The 20,602-nt window shown below is 53.2% G+C and carries 20 protein-coding genes and 1 riboswitch; of the genes, 1 reads left to right on the top strand and 19 read right to left on the bottom strand.

Annotation, left to right across the window (positions count from 1 at the left end):
* Positions 1-125 precede the first annotated feature (125 nt).
* The 5 genes from thiD to GCU45_RS30845 all read right to left on the bottom strand — a co-directional run bounded on the left by thiD (position 126) and on the right by GCU45_RS30845 (position 4,015).
* The gene (gene thiD / locus GCU45_RS30865) at positions 126-941 is read right to left on the bottom strand and encodes a bifunctional hydroxymethylpyrimidine kinase/phosphomethylpyrimidine kinase (RefSeq protein ID WP_152403724.1); all 816 of its coding nucleotides are present in this window, start codon (positions 939-941) and stop codon (positions 126-128) included.
* Complete coding sequence (gene thiM / locus GCU45_RS30860; protein ID WP_425281319.1) at positions 938-1,786, bottom strand: hydroxyethylthiazole kinase; 849 nt, start codon at positions 1,784-1,786, stop codon at positions 938-940. Before thiM ends, thiD begins: the two co-directional genes overlap by 4 nt.
* Positions 1,783-2,481 carry a thiaminase II gene (gene tenA, locus GCU45_RS30855; protein ID WP_116230874.1) on the bottom strand — a complete coding sequence of 233 codons (699 nt, stop codon included), beginning with the start codon at positions 2,479-2,481 and terminating at the stop codon, positions 1,783-1,785. The genes thiM and tenA overlap by 4 nt, the downstream gene beginning before the upstream one ends.
* 140 nt (positions 2,482-2,621) lie before the next feature.
* A riboswitch (TPP riboswitch) is annotated at positions 2,622-2,726 on the bottom strand.
* A gap of 134 nt (positions 2,727-2,860) precedes the next feature.
* On the bottom strand, positions 2,861-3,187 hold the full coding sequence (locus tag GCU45_RS30850) for a YrdB family protein (protein ID WP_152403722.1): 327 nt from the start codon (positions 3,185-3,187) through the stop codon (positions 2,861-2,863).
* Between the two features lie 105 nt (positions 3,188-3,292).
* On the bottom strand, positions 3,293-4,015 hold the full coding sequence (locus GCU45_RS30845; protein WP_152403720.1) for a class I SAM-dependent methyltransferase: 723 nt from the start codon (positions 4,013-4,015) through the stop codon (positions 3,293-3,295).
* Positions 4,016-4,138: 123 nt separating this feature from the next.
* On the opposite strand from GCU45_RS30845, the gene GCU45_RS30840 reads away from it, so the two are divergent.
* Complete coding sequence (locus tag GCU45_RS30840; protein WP_152403718.1) at positions 4,139-4,492, top strand: hypothetical protein; 354 nt, start codon at positions 4,139-4,141, stop codon at positions 4,490-4,492.
* Between the two features lie 142 nt (positions 4,493-4,634).
* Here the strand turns inward: GCU45_RS30840 and GCU45_RS30835 are convergent, their stop codons facing one another.
* The 14 genes from GCU45_RS30835 to GCU45_RS30770 all read right to left on the bottom strand — a co-directional run bounded on the left by GCU45_RS30835 (position 4,635) and on the right by GCU45_RS30770 (position 20,588).
* Positions 4,635-5,564, bottom strand: coding sequence for a serine hydrolase domain-containing protein (locus GCU45_RS30835; RefSeq protein WP_152403716.1), 930 nt, complete (start codon positions 5,562-5,564; stop codon positions 4,635-4,637).
* Between the two features lie 153 nt (positions 5,565-5,717).
* A complete protein-coding gene (locus GCU45_RS30830; RefSeq protein ID WP_152403714.1) occupies positions 5,718-7,277 on the bottom strand; it encodes a response regulator in 1,560 nt (519 codons plus the stop codon).
* A complete protein-coding gene (locus tag GCU45_RS30825; RefSeq protein ID WP_244364741.1) occupies positions 7,255-9,159 on the bottom strand; it encodes a cache domain-containing sensor histidine kinase in 1,905 nt (634 codons plus the stop codon). The genes GCU45_RS30830 and GCU45_RS30825 overlap by 23 nt, the downstream gene beginning before the upstream one ends.
* Before the next feature lie 91 nt (positions 9,160-9,250).
* Positions 9,251-10,957: a type 2 periplasmic-binding domain-containing protein gene (locus tag GCU45_RS30820; protein ID WP_145157062.1), complete on the bottom strand. Its 1,707-nt coding sequence runs from the start codon at positions 10,955-10,957 to the stop codon at positions 9,251-9,253.
* 84 nt (positions 10,958-11,041) lie between these two features.
* Positions 11,042-11,866 carry a carbohydrate ABC transporter permease gene (locus GCU45_RS30815; protein WP_234489283.1) on the bottom strand — a complete coding sequence of 275 codons (825 nt, stop codon included), beginning with the start codon at positions 11,864-11,866 and terminating at the stop codon, positions 11,042-11,044.
* An 83-nt stretch (positions 11,867-11,949) separates the two neighbouring features.
* The gene (locus GCU45_RS30810; protein ID WP_105443321.1) at positions 11,950-12,915 is read right to left on the bottom strand and encodes an ABC transporter permease; all 966 of its coding nucleotides are present in this window, start codon (positions 12,913-12,915) and stop codon (positions 11,950-11,952) included.
* 230 nt (positions 12,916-13,145) lie between these two features.
* Entirely contained in the window at positions 13,146-14,132 is a 987-nt protein-coding gene (locus tag GCU45_RS30805; RefSeq protein ID WP_152403712.1) for an iron-hydroxamate ABC transporter substrate-binding protein, read from the bottom strand.
* 329 nt (positions 14,133-14,461) lie between these two features.
* Positions 14,462-14,866, bottom strand: a complete 405-nt coding sequence (locus GCU45_RS30800) for a hypothetical protein (protein WP_152403710.1) — start codon at positions 14,864-14,866, stop codon at positions 14,462-14,464.
* Between the two features lie 33 nt (positions 14,867-14,899).
* Positions 14,900-16,084: an MFS transporter gene (locus GCU45_RS30795; protein ID WP_152403708.1), complete on the bottom strand. Its 1,185-nt coding sequence runs from the start codon at positions 16,082-16,084 to the stop codon at positions 14,900-14,902.
* Positions 16,085-16,239: 155 nt separating this feature from the next.
* Positions 16,240-16,998, bottom strand: a complete 759-nt coding sequence (locus tag GCU45_RS30790) for a TrmB family transcriptional regulator (protein ID WP_076167041.1) — start codon at positions 16,996-16,998, stop codon at positions 16,240-16,242.
* 43 nt (positions 16,999-17,041) lie between these two features.
* Entirely contained in the window at positions 17,042-17,830 is a 789-nt protein-coding gene (locus tag GCU45_RS30785; protein ID WP_152403706.1) for an alpha/beta fold hydrolase, read from the bottom strand.
* A 66-nt stretch (positions 17,831-17,896) separates the two neighbouring features.
* Positions 17,897-19,903 carry a Na+/H+ antiporter gene (locus tag GCU45_RS30780; protein ID WP_152403704.1) on the bottom strand — a complete coding sequence of 669 codons (2,007 nt, stop codon included), beginning with the start codon at positions 19,901-19,903 and terminating at the stop codon, positions 17,897-17,899.
* A gap of 191 nt (positions 19,904-20,094) precedes the next feature.
* Positions 20,095-20,400: a spore coat protein gene (locus GCU45_RS30775; protein ID WP_152403702.1), complete on the bottom strand. Its 306-nt coding sequence runs from the start codon at positions 20,398-20,400 to the stop codon at positions 20,095-20,097.
* Positions 20,397-20,588: a hypothetical protein gene (locus GCU45_RS30770; RefSeq protein ID WP_076169411.1), complete on the bottom strand. Its 192-nt coding sequence runs from the start codon at positions 20,586-20,588 to the stop codon at positions 20,397-20,399. The genes GCU45_RS30775 and GCU45_RS30770 overlap by 4 nt, the downstream gene beginning before the upstream one ends.
* Positions 20,589-20,602 lie beyond the last annotated feature (14 nt).

Genomic DNA, 20,602 nt, shown 5'->3' with positions numbered 1-20,602 from the left:
CTAACCGAAGCTCGGTGCAAAAAACCATCTATCGACGACCACTTAAGGAAGCCATCGCCAAGAAAAAAACCTGTCTATATAGACAGGTGCTAATCGCTTGTGAAGCAGGCCGGTATCGGCTGCCTCTATCTTGCCGCCCCTTCCTTTTGGCTGCGGTAGGCCCAATGATTCGTCGGACCGCTCCCGCCGCCAATGCCGAGCGCGTTCTCGATGGCCGCCTGAATGAATTCACGGGCTGTCCGTACAGCCTCGTTGACCGGGTTCCCTTTAGCCAGCTCAGCGGCGATCGCAGCCGAGAAGGTGCATCCCGTTCCATGCGTATGACGCGTGTCAATCCGACTTCCTTCCAGGGTCGAGAAGGATTTTCCGTCGAAAGTAAGATCAACCGCCTTGTCAGACGATTCGTCATGTCCGCCCTTGATCACAACCATCGCCGGACCGTAAGCCGCGATGCGGTAGGCCGCCTCGCAGCGTTCCTCCATCGACCGGATCGCCATCCCCGCGATCACTTCCGCCTCCGGAATGTTGGGGGTGACGACAGCAGCCAGCGGCAGCAGCTTGTTCTTCAGCGCGTCAACAGCGTCCTGCTGCAGAAGGCGCGCGCCGCCTTTGGCGACCATAACCGGGTCGACGACCACATTCCTCCAGCCAAAAGCGGCTATTCGTCCTGCGACGGCCTCAATAATATCCGCGCTGAACAGCATACCGGTTTTGACCGCATCCACGCCGAGGTCGGTGCCCACGGCATCCATTTGTTCGGCTGCCGCAGCCGCGGGAAGCGGATATACGCCTTGTACCCCGAGTGTGTTTTGAACGGTAATGGCTGTAATGGCCGACATACCGAATACGCCGAGCTCCTGGAACGTTTTGATATCCGCCTGGATGCCTGCCCCGCCGCCGCTGTCAGAACCGGCTACCGTCAATGCTTTCGGGATGCTCATTGCACAAATCCCCTTCCTGCCGACTCCAGAAGAGCGGTAATGGTTCCTTCCTCCAGCGGATGCCGGTCCATCACAGACAACGCGTCGAGGAAAGCGATTTGGAAGCTTCCGGGCCCCTCAATGCCTGCCCGCTCAAATGCCCGAACGGCCGCTTCACCGTAGTACGCCAAGGCGGCCGCGCCGGCGGACAGCAGATCGGATTCGACCGCTCCAAAAGCGGCGATCACCGATGTCAGCAGGCAGCCGGTCCCGGTGACTTGGGTCAGCATCGGATGTCCGCCCCGGATCAAGTATCCTTTCGTTCCGTCGGTGATCACATCTTCTTGTCCGGTAATGGCGACAAGAGTCCCCAGACGGTGTGCCGCCCGTGCCGCCAAGTCGGTAGGAGCAGACTCCCCGGCCTCCCCTGCGTCGACGCCTTTAATCGCGCCGGATTCTCCAATGAGATAGGCAACCTCCGCTGCGTTGCCCCGAACCAGAGACACGCGCACCTCGCGCAAAATTCGCAGCGCAGCCTCCGTGCGAAATGCGGTCGCTCCCGCGCCGACGGGATCCAGGAACACCGGAACGCCATGATCATTTGCCGATCGGCCGGCGATGATCGCCGCTTCCACCAATTCGCTGCTCAGCGTTCCCAGATTCAGAACGACGGCTTGGGCGACCCGAGCCATATCGGCCACCTCCTCTTTGGCATAGGCCATAACCGGGGAGGCGCCAAGGGCAAGCAGGCCGTTGGCCGTAAAGTTGGTCACGACCACATTCGTCATGTTGTGAATGAGCGGACGCTGCTCTTTTATCCGTAAAGGAAGCTGGATGAGTCGGGACGGAAACATATCGGCGGTCATCGTCCCACCCCTTCCGCTGCAGCCAGGGAAACCGGCCAATCCTCAAGCGTAAACGCCATATCCCAGAACATGTACTCCAGCTGACAGCTGGTCAGAAAATGCTCCATCAGCCGTTTTTTTCTTGCGGGAGGCAGGCCCTCCGCCCATTCGTCGAGCAGCCGCCGCAGCTGCACCGTCACGCCGCTTTCTCGGTCTCCGTAAAAGTGCATCCATTCATAAAACGGATGGGATTTCTCCGGCTGGACTTCCTCCAGAAGACGTTGGCCGATTTCCGTATAGGTCCACGGGCAAGGTAACAGAGCAGCTACAATATCTTCTAGTCCCCCTTCGTGGGCGACGTTCAGCATATGCCGGATGTAATGATTGGCCGATGGAGCCAGCGGATAGCCTTGCAGTTCCTCATATGCAACACCGGCGACATCACAAAAGTTTTGGTGGGGATGCGTTTCGCTGTTCAAAATAAACGAAATCTGTTCGTTGAAAAGCGCGGTCGTCTGCCGGCAATCGCATCGGGATATGGCAATGCCATAGATCCGGATGTAGGCATTCAGATATTCAAAATCCTGCTTCACATAGTGAATCAGCTGTTCCTTGGACAATGTACCTTCCGCAATCCCCCGTACAAACGGATGCTTGAAGATCGCTTGATAAATAGGATCTGCCGCGTGTCTCAATTCTTCGGTAAACCGGGCCATGATAATGCACCTCCGTTAATTTTGACGAAAATCGCATGTTCGAGCGCAGGGAAGCCAACACAAAAAAAGCCGCCCCGAAATGGAGCGGCCGCTATTTGCAGTGTCATCCTGAATGGATCTCATCAAGAAAGTTGCGTATGTAAAGGCCTGCTCCACTTCCCTCCGCCGGTATTAACCGGATCAGGTTCAAAGGGTCCAAGCGATCACTTGTCTCAGCTGCCTCCGCAGCTCCCCTAGTGGATTTTCGTATGATATTTTACAAGTTCATGAATAACTGTAGCTCCGTTTGCCGGTGTTGTCAAACAAAAAAACCTGCTGGCGGGATACCGGGAAAAAGCTTGTCGATCGTTTATGCGGATCTCCTTCCACCTTCAAGTGTTTATCTTTTCAACGCGTAAGAAAGGATCATCTCGACGATGACGACAGCGGCATAAATGACAGCGGCCGTTCGATAACCTGATCCGTACAGCGCAGCCGCGGCCAGACCGAATACGATCAGCTGCAGCACAGCCCGGACGGGAAGCGTCACCGGAAAGGTCGCTTTCGGTGCGACATACATGCCCCAAAAAACAGCAACGACAATCGGCGAACCTATTCCTGCCACGATACGGATCCACAAGGCGGTATCCAGCTTAAATCCCCACAGGCAAAAGGCTGCCAGTGCACACAGCTCCATTAGAAAAAAGATAAGGTCGATCACAATCATTGCCAAACCCTCCGTTTTGGGCCGGTCAGGGCCTTTGGAATGAAGCCATTCTCAGAGTAAAATTATGCCGATTGTTTCTTGCCTACCGCAGCGACTCTTCCCCTCTCACTCCGGCTTGTGGGCTTTCACAATTAAAAAATGCGGGTGATGCAGAATCCGCTGGTAGAAGTCGGCCGACTCCGGCAGCCGCTCCAGAAACTCGGGAACCGGCCTTGGTTCGACAAGCCGGTCCAGTACAAACCAGCTTGACGTCGTATTGACGATATCCTGCAGGGGTCTGCGGAAGAACGTCACTTCAACGCTGCCTGCCTCTTTCTTCGTCCACCGGTCTACAAGCAGCTCCCGTACAAAATAATCCGGTCTCTTAAAAACAGTAAAGTCCATAAACGGATGATGCACCGAAAACAATAACGTTCCTCCAGGCTTCAATACCCGCTGAAACTCACGGAACAGGGGATCCCAGTCTTCGATGTAATGCAGCGTTAGCGAACTGAGAATCAAGTCGAACTTATTCGCACCGTATGGCAGCGGTTCATTTAGATCATGAACTTGAATCTCCGCTTGACTGCCGACTCGCCGTTTGGCCGCCTCCACCATATCAGGGCTGAGATCGATCGCCGATACCGATGCCCCGCGGGAAACGAACTGCTCGGCATACCATCCTGCGGCGCAGCCTGCATCAAGGACATGAAGTCCGGACATATCCGTTGGCAGCAGCTCCAGCATGGCCGGACGCTCGTAGTATGCGTTGGCGCCGCTGTCCGAATCGGTATGCAGTTCATAGTCCTTGGCGAGCTTGGTATAAGCCTCGAGCACCCTCTCTTTCATGCAACCACCTCCGTAGACTCGCTCTTCTCCACCATATTATACCAACCAACAGAATGGTTGGATATAAATAAACCAGCTTTATGTAAGCTGTATAGAACTTAGTTACGGCAGGATGCGTTATAAATGACAAGAACAAGTTTGAAGGCGGGGATGTCTTTGTTAAAAAGCGTTTCTTTTGGGCTCACGTTATGTATGATCCTCACCTGCATACTGGATGCCTCCGGACAGGGCTTGGCCAACATCATACTGATCCGGCTGAATCCCTTGCTTGAAGCCTTGCTGCATGACCCGGTGTATTCGGGCTGGCTGTCCGATAAACACGCTTTCGTAACGAACAGCTACTTTATCCCCTTACGGTTCCCGGCATATCTTCTCTCCATCGTCATGGCAGCCATCATCGGTGCGGCGGTTGATCTCCTCATTTACGGGATGAAGCGTGGAATGGCTCGCCGTGGCCATCCGAGGTCGACATCATGATCCCTAGATTCTGGTTTTCATGCTCGTACCACTTCCTCATTGCTCGTCCAGTAACGGTAAAAGGCTGCCTCACGGCAGCCTTTTACGCTTGATTTATTGGCTTTCAGCGGATTTCACGCCTCTGAAGGGCAATGGCCTTCTGCTACAGGATGCTTGTCGTCACAGCTTGCTGCAGACAATGCAGAAGGGTGTTATTGAAAAGAGTCTGGTCTTCTTCATATCGGCTCGTATACTTATTGAGCATTCTGACACCCACGGCCTGATGCTCCGGGTAGACAACCACATGGCATCCTGCCGCTCCGGTAGCGTAGAACCAATCCGAGCGATGATACCACCCCAGTATACGGCGATCCGGATTCATCGCTTTCAACTCGTCGCTGAGACGATAAAATGCTGACGGAATCAGCTGACGACCTCCCGCGCTTCCCCGTTTCAAATGCAGGTACCCCCACTTGGCCAAATCCCTGGAGCTCGTATACATGTTTCTTTCATGCCCTTCATGGGATTCCAGACGAACCGTAGCATAGGCTGGATTCGTTGCATAGTCGCAGACAAGACTGGCCGTTGGCGCGGTAGCCCATATGGTTTCCTTGCAGCTGAGCGGCTTTAAAACGCGCTCCTCCAGAAACGCCGCAATAGACTTCCCTGACAATGCTCTCACTACCTGCCCTTGAATCCCTTCCCTTTCCCATTGCATATCATGAAAAAATTTAGGGCCGGAAGCAGTCGCCAAATCGCATAATGTCAGCTGCCCCAAATCTTCACCGGGGTAATCGCTCAACACTTCTGCAACCGGGGTGGAGATCGGCACTCCGTAGTCCAGAGAAGCCATAGCCATTGCAGAGGAGATATACGTTTTTCGGGTGGAGTAAATGTTGAACATGGAGGACTTCGTAACGGGAACCGCTCCTCCTTTATGATGATGAAATCCATGATATTGCTCATAGACGATCCTGTCGTTATGTATGACCAGAATGGATGAAGCTGATGCACCGTATTCGGTGCGTGCCTTTCGGACGACTTCATCCAATGGCTCAAATACTGCTTGGTTAGGAACGCTGTCCAGATTCACACACACTCCTCCTAAAGATAATCATGATAGGAATATATGTTCGCCGACATCATCTAATTTCCCTGCTGCCCGTTACCTTTTTTATTCGCTTCGTACCCGGTTATCAAACCAACACATAAAAGAAAGCCAAGAGCCGTCTAACCGGCCTTTTGTTCACCTCCGCCCTAACGCCTCCTGCTGTGAGCGGTATTCGAGCGGCGCAACGCCCTCCATTTCCTTAAAGACCTTGGTAAAATGCTTCACGTTCTCGAACCCGGCCCGCTCGCTGATTTCGTACACTTTCAGGTCCGTGCTGCCGAGCAGCTCCTTGGCCTTACGGATCCGCAGCTTCCGCAAGTAGCTCACGAACGTCTCCCCCGTATACTCCTTGAAAGCTTGGCTGAAATACGAATAATTCAATGAGACATGATTGGAAACGACGGCCATATTCAAGTTTTCATGAAAATGCTCCTCGATATAGACGATGGCCCGCTGAATCTCGCTCTGGTCAAAATGCATCGACCGCATCCGTTTCACATAATCGCTCAGCAGGAAGAGCAGGCTCTCCAGACTATGAAAATAATCATGAAAATGATTGAAGTTGTACAGATTCCCCACCTGCTTGTGGAGTTTTAAAATGTCGACGGATTCCTCGCCATAGGTTTGAAACACCTGGTCGAATACATGCTCGTTAAAAGCATGGCTGATCCCTTCCAGATACCCAATATCATATTGAAGAATCGTCCGGATATCGAAAATATGCTGCAGCAGCCGGCTCAGCTCGGCATCCCGATCCAATCCGAGCAGGTTGGCCGTCTTCCGGATGTCTTCCACCGGGATGCGGTAATCCGTCCGTTTGCCGGACAGTTCAGTGCTCCGAATGAGTCCAGGCATGTTTTGGAACAAAAAGTACTTCAACGCACGGCCCGCCTGCTGGTAAGCTTTCTTCACCTCCCCTGCACCCGCTATCCGTTCGCTGATGCCGGCCCGGATGGCGCTGGACGACTGGCGGATGATTTCCTCTCCCAGCCGGTTGAACGGAGCAGCGGTGTCGGTAAACAACACGAGTTTGCCGTCTTTGTCATAAAAACGGATATAACGTTCACCCGGCAGCCAGCCGATCATCTGGTCAACATAAGTGGTGAATTCGTCCCAGCCGGCTTCCCGGTAGCGTTCCGGGACGAGGACCAGCGCGGCGTATCCGCCCGCATCCAGCCAATCCAGTCCCGCCTGAAGGACCACATCCCGAATGGCGTGCTCGTCCATGCCTTCCTGCAAAAACAAATACTGCAGCCGGCTCACCGCATAATTTTCCTTCAGCGCCTTCGTTCCGCGCAGCTGATCGGCGATTTCCCCCTTGCGGATGCGCTCTTCGTCAAGACGCCGCAGCGTCCGGAACAGCTCATCTCGCACGATCGGCTTCAGCAAGTATTCCTTCACATTGCAGCGGATCGCCGCTTTGGCATACTGGAAGTCGTCATGGCCGCTTAGAATAACCAGATCCGGCCGCGCCTCCAGATCCTGTATACGGTTAATGAGCTCGATTCCGTCCATCACCGGCATGCGGATGTCGGTAATGACCAAGTCCATTTCCGTCTCGTCCATGACTTGAAGCGCCTGCTCCCCATTCGCGGCAAAGTACAGTGCGTAGACGTCGCCGAATTCGCGGCGAATCATCGCTTTCAGGCCATCCCGGATATTTTTCTCATCATCAACGATTAGCAGATTGCACATGGGCAGGCACACCTCCCGCTAGAATTAGATAAGGCAGCGTCATCGTGACTCGCGTAAAACTTCCTTCGGTGCTCTCCACCCGGATCCCGTGCGACTTCCCGTAAAACATGACGATACGCTGATCGACATTTCGCAGTCCGATGCCGCTGCTTTCCCCGTCGTTCAGCTCTTTCCGCATTTGCTGATATTCCGCATCTTCCAGCCGGATCATCAGGTTGATCTTCTTCAGTTTGGATTCGGGAATCCCGTCGCCATTGTCACAAACCTCGATAATGATGCTGTCCCCAGATACATAAGCATGTATAGCGATTTCCAGCTTTTCGCCCTCGGAACGGGAACCCATCCCATGCTTAACGGCGTTTTCGACGATGGGCTGGAGCGACATCTTCAGCACTTCCTGTTCCATATGGACCGGCGGAACGTTGATGTTCAGCACCAGATTGTTGTCGTAGCGTATGTTCATGATGGCGATGTAGTTTTGGATATGCTCCAGTTCATCCCTCAGCCGCACATGGTTGCTGGTCCACTGCAGGTTGTAGCGCATCATACGTCCGAGTGAAGTGAGCGCATCGGAAATCGTGAATTGGCCCTCAATTTCGGCAAGCATCTTTAAGTTTTCGAGAGTATTGTACAGAAAATGGGAGTCGATCTGGTTTTTGAGCGACTTCAGCTCCGCTTCTTTGGTTGCCGCCTGGCGGTTCACCGCCTCGACGATCAGCTCATTCATTCGTTTGAGCATCTGGCGGAAATGATGGGCCAATTCCCCGATCTCATCCATGCTCGTAATGTCAATTTCGAAATTAAAGTCGCCTTTGCGTACTTTTTTCATCGAATCGCGCAAAATGTTCAGTTTTTTCAAAATCAAGGAATGCAGGATATAGGACGTGGCCGACAGCAGTGCGATCAGAATAATCGTGGCAATGATAATCGTATTCCGCCGTTTGCTGACGTCCGACAAAGCGCTTTTTAGCGAAACGACGTTGAACAGATAGCTGTCCAGCGGCTCCATATCGCTCGGAATGCACAAATATGGCGTCCCGTTATAGGTAAAGGTAAACTCGTGATCGGTCTTCTTGCCGTGCTTGGCGAACTCGGCCATGATCGTTTCGACGGGGAGCGTTTGCATCAGGCTCAGGGACGGGTTGGTAAACGCCTTGCCCTCCCGGTTCACCACGATCATTTGCGAGCTTGTATCCTGTACGCTGCTGAAGGTTTTCATGAAAAAGTTGTTCAGCTCCATCGTCACCTCCAGGATCCCGTTATGCTTATCGTTCGGATATTTGATCTCGCGCAGCAGCGTGACAAAATCGCCGACCTGGTCGCTGGCCACCGTGCTGTTCTTGATCACGTCCTTATTCGTCGCGCTGATCTCCCACCAGACCAGTCCGTTGCGCCGAAGAACCGTCTGGTACCAAGGCTTGTTCTTGATTCGGGATTCTTTGAAAATAACCGGCCAAAACTCCCTCACGTTCGGGTTTTCCGAATACAGCCGGATGTTGGCGATGTTTGGATTGTTAAACAGATAGTACTGAAAGCTGGAGAACGTCTTCATCTTAAAATCGATCAAATCGGCCGTATCCAGCTCCTCCCGGCTCTGCAGATACTCATTGATCTCGCTGTTGGAGATGGCCAGCTGGGCCGTCCGTTCCATCACCTGCATGTTGTTGGCCACGTTCGTTTTCTCGATCTCCAGAATATATTGGTTTTTCTTGGTCAAATCTTTGATCGTATTCAGGTATACCCCGTTGAATAAATACCAGGAAACCAGGGTGATCGGGATCAGAATAATACAGATAAACGATAGGATCAGCTTCAATTGAATCGGCATCCGGCCGATGGCGGTCGACAGCCTGGCCATTCGATTCCGGGAAAGTTCGATCATTGTCGCAAGCACCACCCAGCCCAATTATGGTAATAAGCCTGAAAATCCGCGAGCAAAAAATCGCGGATTCCAGGCTTGTGTCAGAAGGCGCTTATTTGTTGAGCGCTTCCAGTTTTTTGACGTTTTCTTCGTATGCCTTTTGACGGTATGCGTCAATTTTGTCCTGTTTGTTCTTGTTGCGGTCTTCGATGTAGCTGTTCCACATGTTGTCGAAGTCGGCATCCGATTTGGCCAGCAGTAGTTTCGGCAGCAGTTTGCCCCAATTCCGTGCGTTTTTGCTGCCGGCAACCCCCTCTTCGGAAGTGCTCGGCGGATCCAGATTGTCGAATTCGGACATGCTGATCGATTTGCCCTTCGTCCAGTCCGCCATCTGTTTCTGCGGATCGACGCCCGGCGGTGCCCACTGCAGGTTCATGTTCGTATCCATCAGCATCCAGTAGGTGTACGACGCGCCGTATTTCTGGTCAAACGCGGTGCGGTCCGTGTTCAAGAGCTTCACGACATCCGGCAGGAACTGGTCTTTGCCGTCGATGTTGTCGTAGGTGACGCCTTTTTCGCCGAGGAACATGTCCTTATTGCCTTCCTCGCTGATCAGGTAGGTCAAGAACTCGATCGCCCGCTTCTTGTCCTTCACGTCCTTGGAGATCAGGGTCAGCGTCCAGCCGGAGATGCCAGGACCGGAAAGGGTCGGCGCGTCCTTCTTGGAGTTGGCCGGACCGTTGATCGCGATGTACGCAGAATTCGGGTCCTTCTGGTACAGCGACATGTTCTGCGCATCAAAGTCGGAGCGCTGGTACAGCATCGCGAAGTAGCGGCCCTGCGCGATTTTTTCCTCCATTTGCGGACGTTTGTCGATGAAGATGTCCTTCGAGAGCAGTCCCATTTCGTTGGCTTTGCGGAACGTCTTCAGCCATGAGATGTATTCGGGATCCAGGCGTCGGTCGTACAGCTTGCCGTCCTTCTGCTGCGGGATCGCCAGGAAGTTCTGGAGATAGCCTTCGAGCGAATAGTTGCCGGTCTCGCTGAATTCATGCAGCCCGAGCGGAATGAGCGGCTGGCCGTTCACTTCCGGGAACTTCTCCTTCGCCAGCTTGAGCGCGTTCAGAAACCCTTCCGGCGTGCTCATATCCGGGCTGCCGATGGCTTCATACATGTCCTTGCGAACCTCGAACGTTTGGTTTGACGTGAAGTTCGAGCCGTACTTTTTGTAATCTTCAGGAGAGGACGATGCGTTCGGATAACCATAGATGTTGCCGTCCGGCTGCGTGTACCATCCCAGTTTAGCAGGGTCGGCTACTTTGAAGAAGTAAGGATCGTATTGATCGGCTAACTCGTTCAGCGGAAGCACGAGCTTGCCCTCGATCATCTTCTTGACGGCTTCCTCGCTCCAGCCGAGCGTGATGAAATCAGGCAGCTTGCCGGAGGCGATCATGGTGTTCAGCTTCTCGTTCTCATTACCCGCCGGAACGATAAAGTTGATGCTGACGCCCGTCTTCTTGGTGACATATTCGGCAGTCGCGTCGCCGCCCCATTTTTTATTGAACCACGAAAAGTTCATGTACCAATCAAACGTGATTGGTGCGTTGTCCGACTTCCAGCCCGGCTCATCCGGATTCGGTTTGGCTTCCCCGCCGCCCGTGGACGACGTGTTCTTTGCATCCGTGCTTCCGCTTGTCGCGGCAGTGCTGCCGCCGTTTGTCTCGCTCTTGCCGCCGGAGCAGCCCGCAAGGGACAGCGCCATCGTGAACACGACGGTCAGAGCGATCATGGAAGTCATGAGTCTGCGCGATTTGCTCATGGATTCTAACCCCTTTTCTTTCGTTAATCTATTAACACTCCCGCCAGGCGGGACTGATAACCATGGATAAACCCGGATTCCCGGTTACTCCTTGATCGATCCGATCATGAAGCCTTTTACAAAATACTTTTGCAGGAACGGGTACACGAAGACGATCGGCGCGGTGGTAACGACCATGGTAGCCAGCTTCAGCGATTGGCTCGTCACCGACACCGCCATGCCGCTTGGCATGGATGCCAGCATCTGGTTGGAGCTTGACTGCGCAACGACGCGGTACAAATACGTCTGGATCGGCTGCAGGTTCGTATCATTAATGAAGATCATCCCGGTAAAGTAATCGTTCCATTGGTACACCCCGTGAAAGAGGGCGATTGTCGCCACCACCGGCATGGATACCGGAATGATGACTTTGTAGAAAATTTTAAAATCGTTCGCCCCGTCGATCTTCGCCGCTTCTTCCAATCCCGGGGGAATCTCCCGGAAAAACGACAGGAAGATGATCAGGTCGAAGAAGCTGAATGCAGCAGGTATGATATATACCAGAAAATTGTCCAGCAGATGTAAATCCCGGATCAGCAGGTAATACGGAATGAGGCCCCCGCCGAAGAACATCGTCACCGTGCCGATGAACATATACAGCTTGCGTCCCACAAGCTCCCTTCTGGAAAAGGCATACGCCACCATCGCGGTAAAAAACACGTGAACCGGGGTACCGATCAGCGTCTTGGCCACCGTGACCCCCATGGCGGTCATAATGCCCTCGCTGCGGAATACGGCCTGGAAGCTGTCCAGGCTGAACTGCCGCGGCCACCAGTAAATGCCGCCCCGCATCGCGTCCGCCCCGTCATTAAATGCGTTCACGATGACGTACCAGATCGGATACAGCGTGACGAAGCAGACGATCAGCATCAGCACGGAGTTGAATATTTCAAAGATCGCGCTCGAAGCGCTTTGGCGTTTGAATGAATACACGAAGAGTCACCGCCGTCCCATCAGAATAAGGAAGTATTGTTAAGCCGTTTCGTAATGCTGTTGGCTCCAAGCAGCAGCGCGAGAGCGATCACGTTTTTGATCAGTCCGACCGCAGCCGCGTAGGAGTACCGGCTCTCTGCCAGACCAACGTTGTATACGTAGACGTCTATGACGTTGCTTGACGTTTCGTTCAGCGAGTTGCGCAGCACGAGAATCTGGTCGAAGTTGGAGTTCAGGATGCCGCTGACGGCCAGAATGAACAAAATGGAAATCGTGCCTTTGATCGAAGGAAGCGTAATGTTCCACATTTTTTGCATCCGGCCCGCCCCGTCGATCGTAGCCGCCTCGTACAGCTCCGGAGACACGCTCGAAATCGCCGCCAGGTAAATGATCGCCGACCAGCCGATCTCCTTCCAGATGTCTGAAGTGACGACGATGGACCAGAAGTATTTGGGCTCGGCCAAGTATGTAATCGGCTGATCGATCAGGTGAAGCGCCATCAGCACCTTGTTGACGATGCCCACATCCGCCAGCCAAGTGGCGAGGATGCCGCCCAGAATGACCCAGGACAAAAAGTGAGGCAGGTAGGAAATCGTCTGAATCCACTTTTTGAACACGATCGAACGGATTTCGTTCAGCAGGAGTGCGAACAGGATGGGCAGCGGAAACCCGATCACCAGCTTCAGGAGGCTCATCCCGAGCGTATTTTTGATCACGTATCCGAGACTGTCGTCCTCCAGGAATTCCTTGAAATGATCCAATCCGACCCACGGAGCCGAAGAGATCGAGTGAATAATGTCGAACTCTTTAAAAGCAATGATGACCCCGTACATCGGGATATAATTGAAAACAATCATCCAGGCGACGCCCAGCAGAGCCATAATCTGCAGATAGCGCTGGCCCACAATTTTCCGCCACAGCTTCCTCTCTTTCGCCTTCTCGGCGGCAGGTTCCCACTCGGCTTCAATACCGGCCCTTGCGTTCATGTTCTGGAAAGCACCCCGTTTCTGAAATCTCTTATGTAAGCCCTTTCAGGTACTAATTATAGGCGGCGGTTCCTATGAAAAATAGTCTTCAAATTTTAGTTAAGGTTTCTAAATTTCAGGTGGCATCAGGTGGTGAAGACAGAAAAAAGCCCCGAATCCGACAGAAGGTGCCGGAACCGAGGCTTTTAAACCTTAGCTTCTAATGTAGAGCGTTACAAGTTTTCATTGAGTTATTTGACGACGTTGGACAACACGTCATCGATGATTTGCGTATTGGCGATCGTTCCCGAGTACAGCCAGCTGGAATGATCGTCAAACTCATACACATGGCCTTCCTTGACGGCCGGGATGTTGGCCCATACCGGATCCTTCAGCAGCTCATCCTTCGATACGCCGCGGCTGTTGACGATAAACAGATAATCGGCGTCCATTTGCGCGAATTTTTCCAGCGAAACCTGGTTCCAGCTCACCGTGCCGGTTTTGGACAGTTCTTCTACCAGCTTAGGCTTCGCGAGTCCCAAGTCATCATACAGCACCGAGCCGCTGGACAGATGGTCGCTTGAGACGTAGATGTCTTTGCCCGTCACCCAAAGTGCCGCTGCCGTATGGGTGCCGACCGTTTTCTGAAGCTGCTCCTTGGCGTCCGCCGCTTTCTTATCATAAGTTTGAACGGCTTCCTCTGCTTCCTTGCTCTTACCGAGAACTTCGCCGACCGCCTTCAGTTCTTCGCGCCAATTGTTGCTCTTCTCTTTACCTACGACGTAGGTCGGAGCGATCTTAGAGTACTGCTCGTACTTGTCGTCCGTCGCCATGTCCGCACTGCTCAGGATGATCAGATCCGGCGTAAAGCTCATGACGGCTTCATAGGGCAGGTCGTAAGAGATTTCCGGGATTCCGTTCAGCTGATCCTGCAGGTAATACTGCACGGAACCCTTGCCAGTCGACCACTGGGCAACCGGTTTGACGCCAAGCGTCAGCAGGTGGTCCTCTAAATAGGAAGCGATGATCCGCTGCGGATTCGCAGGCACTTTCACTTCATGACCAAGCGCGTCCGTCAGCACACGTTCCTGCTTGGTATCCGCGGTGCTGTTATCTCCTGCCGCTGCCCCCGAATCCGTTGTATTAGAATTGCCGGCTTTATCGCCGCAGGCGCTGGCCAATACGGTAAAGCTCATCAGCAGCGCGAGCAACAGTGATCCTTTAAGTTTGAGTTTCATGATTGTTTGTCCCCTCCACTGATTCATCTATATAGAATGAACTAAAGAAATGCAAAACTTTAGTTCATTCTATCTAGGCTAGAGTCTTATTATTTTTACGAAAACCTATATGTACATTCATGATCCATCCGGTTTTACGTGAAAGATATCTCTTTAAGTATCATAAGTGATAATGAATCTCATTATCAAGTGTTTTTTTCGTGACAGTGACCCGTCTTTGGGTATACTTGGTATAAAGTCACCCACAGGAGCTAGAAAGATGAGAATAAGCGGTGCTTTATCATTGGGGGTTGCCAGAGCACAAAAAAAGGAGGGATTATTCCCCTCCTTCATCCGTTGATCAATACCGCAAACGCCTCATACGGCCGCAGCCGCATCGCTTCGGATGGAACGGTATCCGGATAGACGGATACCATTTTCTGTCCGCCTGTTATTCCGTCACCCCGGAATGCCGCCTCCTCCTTGTTCATATTCGCTACGATCAGCAGCCGATGCTGATCCATGCTTCGTTTGTAAGCAAATATATCGGCATCCCCCACGTCAACCAATTCAAAGCTTCCACTCTCAAGCAGTTCGTGAATGACAGGGTCTTGGGCAAACCGCCCCAACTCTTGGTAAAAGCCGTCTGCTTCTTCATCACCGTCGGTAACAGGACAGATCCGACCCTGCATCAACTGAACAGTCAACGCCATGCATTTGGCGGGCTCCATATTCCACTGTTGTTCCATTGACATTCCGCTGTGCCGCCACTGCGGAATTCACCTCCATCATGATGTTTCCTGGACGCCCGCAGCCGCACGGGACTCGACCCGGCGCTTTTTCCAAGTAATCGACAGCACCGCGGATCCCAATGCGAGCAGGACGAAAATAACGCCAACCCAGGCATTGTAATACACCGACGATCCTTCGATCACCATACCTCCAATCGCCGACCCCAGCGCAATACCGATATGGGAAGCCGAACTGTTCAAGCTCTGCTGGATGTCCGGCGATTCCGGTGCCGCTTTGATCAGGTAGCTCTGCATCGAAGGAGAGATCGACCAGCTGAGCATGCTCCAGACGATCATCACGATCAGGCAGACATATACCGAAACCGTAGATACCGGCATCAGCACCATGGCCACGGCAAACACGCTGACAATAGTCAGAATGCTTTTCTCAGGCCCAAACCGGTCGGTGACCCAGCCGCCTGCCCCGCCGCCAAGAACAGCCGCGATGCCAAAAATAAAATAAAACAGGCTGAGCATGGAAGGACTTAGGTGCAGCGTTTCCTGCAGAAACGGCGTCAGATAAGCATATAAGGTCAGGTGACCGGTCAGCATCAAAATCGTAATCAGCTGGCCAAAAATGATTTTGCCGTTTTTCAAGGATGCCAGCTGCTTGCGCAGCGGAACGGTCTCGCTGGGAGGCGTTTTGGTAATAAAAATTTGCACCGCGATGAACGATATAACGGCCAGAATGGAGATCATGACAAACGGAGCACGCCATCCAAAAGCGTTGCCCAGCATCATGCCCACAGGTACGCCCAGTACCAGGGAGCCGCTGACTCCCATAAAGATAACGCCGATTGCCCGGGCTCTATACGCCGGTTCCGCCATCTGGGAAGCCATCGTGATAGACAGCACGGTGATGAGCGCGGCGCTCGCCGCCGACAAAATTCTCGCGATCACCATCATCGTAAAATTCGGGCTGACGACCGAAAGCACATTGCCGGCAATGAAGACCAACAAGGCGCATTGGTACAGCAGTTTACGTTCGACCCTCGAAGCTGCCGCCAGCAGCACAGGCCCCGATACGGCAAATACCACGGAATACAAAGTGATCAACTGCCCGGCTGTGCTCACCGAAATATGAAGGTCCGATGAAACGAGATCCAGCATCCCCCCGACGATCAGCTCCACCATTCCGGTCACGAAGCAGGCGATCGCTAAAATGTAAATTTTAAAATTCATGCAGCATGTAACTCCCCTCTGTAAAAATCTCTCTGTTCCATGTTTCTTATGGTTACTACTGCAATGGTAACCTAATTCAAAATGAGGATCAACCCCTATTTTTTGCATACAAAAAACGGGTGGATCCGGGTCCACCCGTTTTTCACGTGACGCGCTTAATATTTCAACTGAAGCAATTCCGTCATAATCTCCTCGTCGTTCAGCAGAATATCATTGTATTTGCCTGTTATTTTCGCCAAGAGCAAATCGTGATGGAAATAGTCCGTAAACACGCGCACAAACGGCTGTGACTGGGTCTTGATCGCCTGCCACGAATCATTCTCCACGCCGGCGAATACGACCTCGCGGTCGTCTACGATCAGCAGCCTGAACCGCTCCAGCATGACATGCTGCTCGCTAGGCTTCATCGGGACGATCTGGGGCAGGCCATCAGGCGTATCGCCAATCACGACACCCTCCACTTTGACGCCATTTTGCTGCTTGTCCAGCAGGATAGGCAGATACTTGTGGAAATCGTCCTCCCATGCCGAAAACCGGATCGAGCGCTCTGCATTCTCCATCATCTGCTTTAACTGGGAACCGATCGATGAGTCTGCCTTCAAGCTCCAGACATGGTCGTCGATGACCGCCTTCTGAACCTTATGCTGCTCCAGCTCCTGAATGTCCGACTGAAACTCTGACGTTAATTTTTCGATCACGAGCGGAAGAGGCAATGCGGTATACAGCTTCTTTTTTTCCGAAACGGATTCCAGCACCATCCCCTTCTCCACCATCCGGGAGATCACTTCATATATCTTCGCCTTGGGCACGCCGGAATGCTTCACGATCATCGTGGCGTCCATCGGCTGCTCCGCCGACGCCAACGCCTCGTACACCTTGCTCTCATATTGTGAAAATCCGAATTTATGTAACATGAATTTTATCCCCGCTCCCCTTGCTGCTTGGTCGGTGCAATCTTCAGCTTTGTTCCGGAGGCGCAAGCAGGAAGCTTCTTACCGTTTCGTCAAATCGCTCCGGCTCCTCCACATGCGGCGCATGCCCGGAGTGAAGGAACTCCACGAACCGTGCTCCCTTAATGGCATCCGCGATTTCCCTGCCCCACTCCGGCGGATTCAGACCGTCGTATTTCCCGCTGATGATCAGCGTCTCCGCCGTAATCCGGCCATAATCGGGACGGAAATCAAACCCTTCAAGCGCCCGGTTGGAAGCGGCGTTCTGCTCCTCCGTCAAGCTTGTTCCGCCCTCTTGAACATGCTGCATCCACACTCCGACCAATGAGAGATTGTGAAACATGTACCGGCTTAAATGCTGCACCTTTGCCGGGGTATCCATACCTTCCAGTTCCTCGGCATGCTCACTGAATAAACGGGCCATCGACGAGGTCCTGCCGTTGGACTTGGGCGTGACAAGCACCAGCTTCTCCACCCGCTCCGGAGCGGCAATGGCGACTCCTTGCGCGATATAGCTTCCCATCGATCCACCCACCAGGTATACTTTGTCCAGCTTCAGAAAATCCATCACCGCGATGACATCCCGAACATGATCCGAGAGACTGTATTCTGCCGGCTTATCCGACAGGCCATGCCCTCTGGCATCAATGGCAATGACATGAAAATCAGTGCTGAACGAGTGAACGACGGGTTCCATCGAGTGAACGTCCAGGCCAAGCCCATGCAATACGATCAGCGGAAAGCCGGTTCCTTCATCGACATAATGGAGCTTGATCCCGTTAACGAAAGCTTCCATACTTTTCCCTCCCCAACCGGAATGAGCTTATTTTACCATTCTCAGCAGGGAAGGCAAAGCAGCTTTCTAAGCATGCTCCCCTTCCTCCTCATGCACGGTTTGCGATTCAAACAGATGCGCCTCATGATAATTGACGTCCAGCCTTAAATTGTTGGCCAGCGCCCGGCTGATCTCACCCGTTTCGAACAACCTTTGAATTTCGTTCCGCTCCGACTGGATGGCCTTGAGCTCAAGCTCCCGGCGGACCGCATCCATCTCTTCAGCCTGCTCCTCGTGAGCAGGTTCCTGTGTCAGATGGAGCTCCAGCCCGCGGTAATCGGCAATAATCATGGCGATGGTGTCCCGGTTGCCCGCTGTCTCGAGCCCCTTAACCCGCTCTATTGCAGCACGGATCGCTTCCAGCTTCAGCGCCTTATAAGCATTCCACTTCGGGTGGTCTGGTGTCATGCGGGCTTTTTTGTGTTTGCTGCCTTGGAACAGCCGGGTGATGGCCGACCATCCGACGATTATCAGCTTCTTCACCTTGAAACGGGTGGACAGCAGCAGCTCGATCTGTGATATCGTGGCCTTGAACCGATCCGCAAGTTTTGGCGATACCCGCTCTTCCTGCAGCCATCGGTCCGCGGTTTCCTTCTCCGCCTCAAGCGCCTCCAGCCGGATTTCCACAGCCTCTTTCCATAATCTGTTCATTTCCGCACGATCTCTGAATCTGCACATCTGCAGCCTGCGGGAATACGCAGCGATCAGCTCGATAGCCTGCTGCCGGTTTTCATCATTTTTCTCCTCTTTGACCGTTCGGAGACCCGCCTCAATGACACGGATGCGCGCTTGTCTCTCGGCATCCTCGGCGAGAGCGGGATCCACCTGAGGACCGCGGGTCAGGATGGGCAGTAACACGCTGGCACTGATCAGGGTCAGCAGAATGACGCCTGAACAGATAAAGAGGATCAAGTCCCGTTCGGGGAAAGGACTGTTGTCGGCCAGTGTCAACGGAATGGAGAAGGCCGCCGACAGCGTCAGGGCTCCCCGGACACCGGACAACGCTGTCAGCACGGCGGAACGGAATTGGCGGTTCGATGCCCATACCCACACAAAGCGAAGGACCATTAATACGAGCGTAATCAGAACGATATAGGCAATGGATTGGCCGTTATTGTATGCCTTGTCCTGCCATACCGTCCGGATGACACCGGGAATTTCGAGTCCAAGCAGCAGGAACACGAGGCCGTTCAAGGAGAATAGGATGACCGACCACGTGCTGTCGGAAACGACGCGCAGGCGCGCCGATCCCGCCCTCATCCGGTCCCGTTCGATCGCATGGGTTACACCGGCAGCAACGACGGCCAAAATTCCGGATACGTGAAATTCTTCAGCAATCCAATAGATCAGAAACGGTGTCAAAATAATAATCAGCACATGTAATGTGACATCTTCCATCCCAAGCCTGCGCAGCAGCATGCGGAGCCAAATCGCCAGGAAGCCGAGCAGCGCTCCGACCACAATCCCGCCGACCGCGATCACCATAAAGCTGCCAATCGCCCGCGGCAGGGAGAAATGGCCGGTGACGGTTGCGGCAATGGCAAAATTAAAAGCAACGAGGCCCGAAGCGTCGTTCATTAACGCCTCGCCTTCGAGCAGGCGCATGATGCGGCCCGGGAGCTTTACCCGGCCGGACAGCGAACCGACGGCCACCGCATCGGTCGGCGACAGAATGGCCGCCAGCGCAAAAGCCGCCGACAGCGGGATGGCCGGAATGAGCCAGTGAATGAACGGCCCTGCAATCAGCACGGTGGCAAACACGAGGCCGAGCGCCAGCAGCAGAATGAACGACCGCAGCTGCCACAGCTCGTCGCGGGGTGTCATTTTTCCATCATTAAAGAGCAGCGGCGCGATGAAGAGCAGCAAGAACAGTTCTGGATTCAGCGGTACATGATGCATGCCGGGAATGTACGTGACCGCGACGCCCAGCGCAATCTGGATCAGAGGCACCGGGACCGCCGGGATAAAGTGATTGATAACGTTCGATATGCCGATCAAAATTAGAAGAACGATGACCATCAGTAACAGTTCCATAGTGATTTCCTGCCTTCTTTCTGCCAAATGTCGATATGGCTAACATTCCCGGAAGGGGGATAATTCATGAGTTGAAGTCAGCCGATCCGGCAGGGATAAATCATGAAAGCAAAACCGGCTGTATCACACAGCCGGCTGTTTGTTTAATGCGTATGCAGTTACCGATAAGATGCCAGATACAAATCAAGCTGTTACGGCGTGGGAAAAGGAATGCTCTGCGCGGTCCGAATCTGCTGCAGATCGACACGCAATTGCTCCTGCACGCTGAAAGGATGGTACAGCCCCTTGGCGATCGCGTATTTGGTAATCTTCTCATGCGTATCGATCGCCTGTTCCAATTGCCGCTCCAGGATGCCTTTGATTTCCGGAGTGACGCATTCCGTCACGGCCATCGCCAAATTCCGGACGCCGCTCTTGGCGGTGACCAGAAAGTCCATGGCAACCACATCGTCGGTTAATTTGTTCATGCCGGTCATGTATTCCAGTACGGGATTCATTGCAGCGTCTCCTTTCCTTTGTTCAGAACGGCTGCAAGCTCGGCCAGCTGATCGGATGACATCGCGGCATCCTGTTGGAGAATGAGCTTGAGCTCAGGATCTGTGACCAGCGCCTGCATCGTTTTCGACTTCGTCATACAGACCGTCTTGAAGGCGGCAATTTCATGCGCCTCCAACAATTCATGCATGGCATACGTTGGAT

It is taken from the genome of Paenibacillus cellulositrophicus (assembly GCF_009363095.1).
Lineage (GTDB): Bacteria > Bacillota > Bacilli > Paenibacillales > Paenibacillaceae > Paenibacillus_AQ > Paenibacillus_AQ favisporus.
Note: the sequence above shows the minus strand (reverse complement) of the source record. Positions and strands in the feature narration are given on the sequence as shown.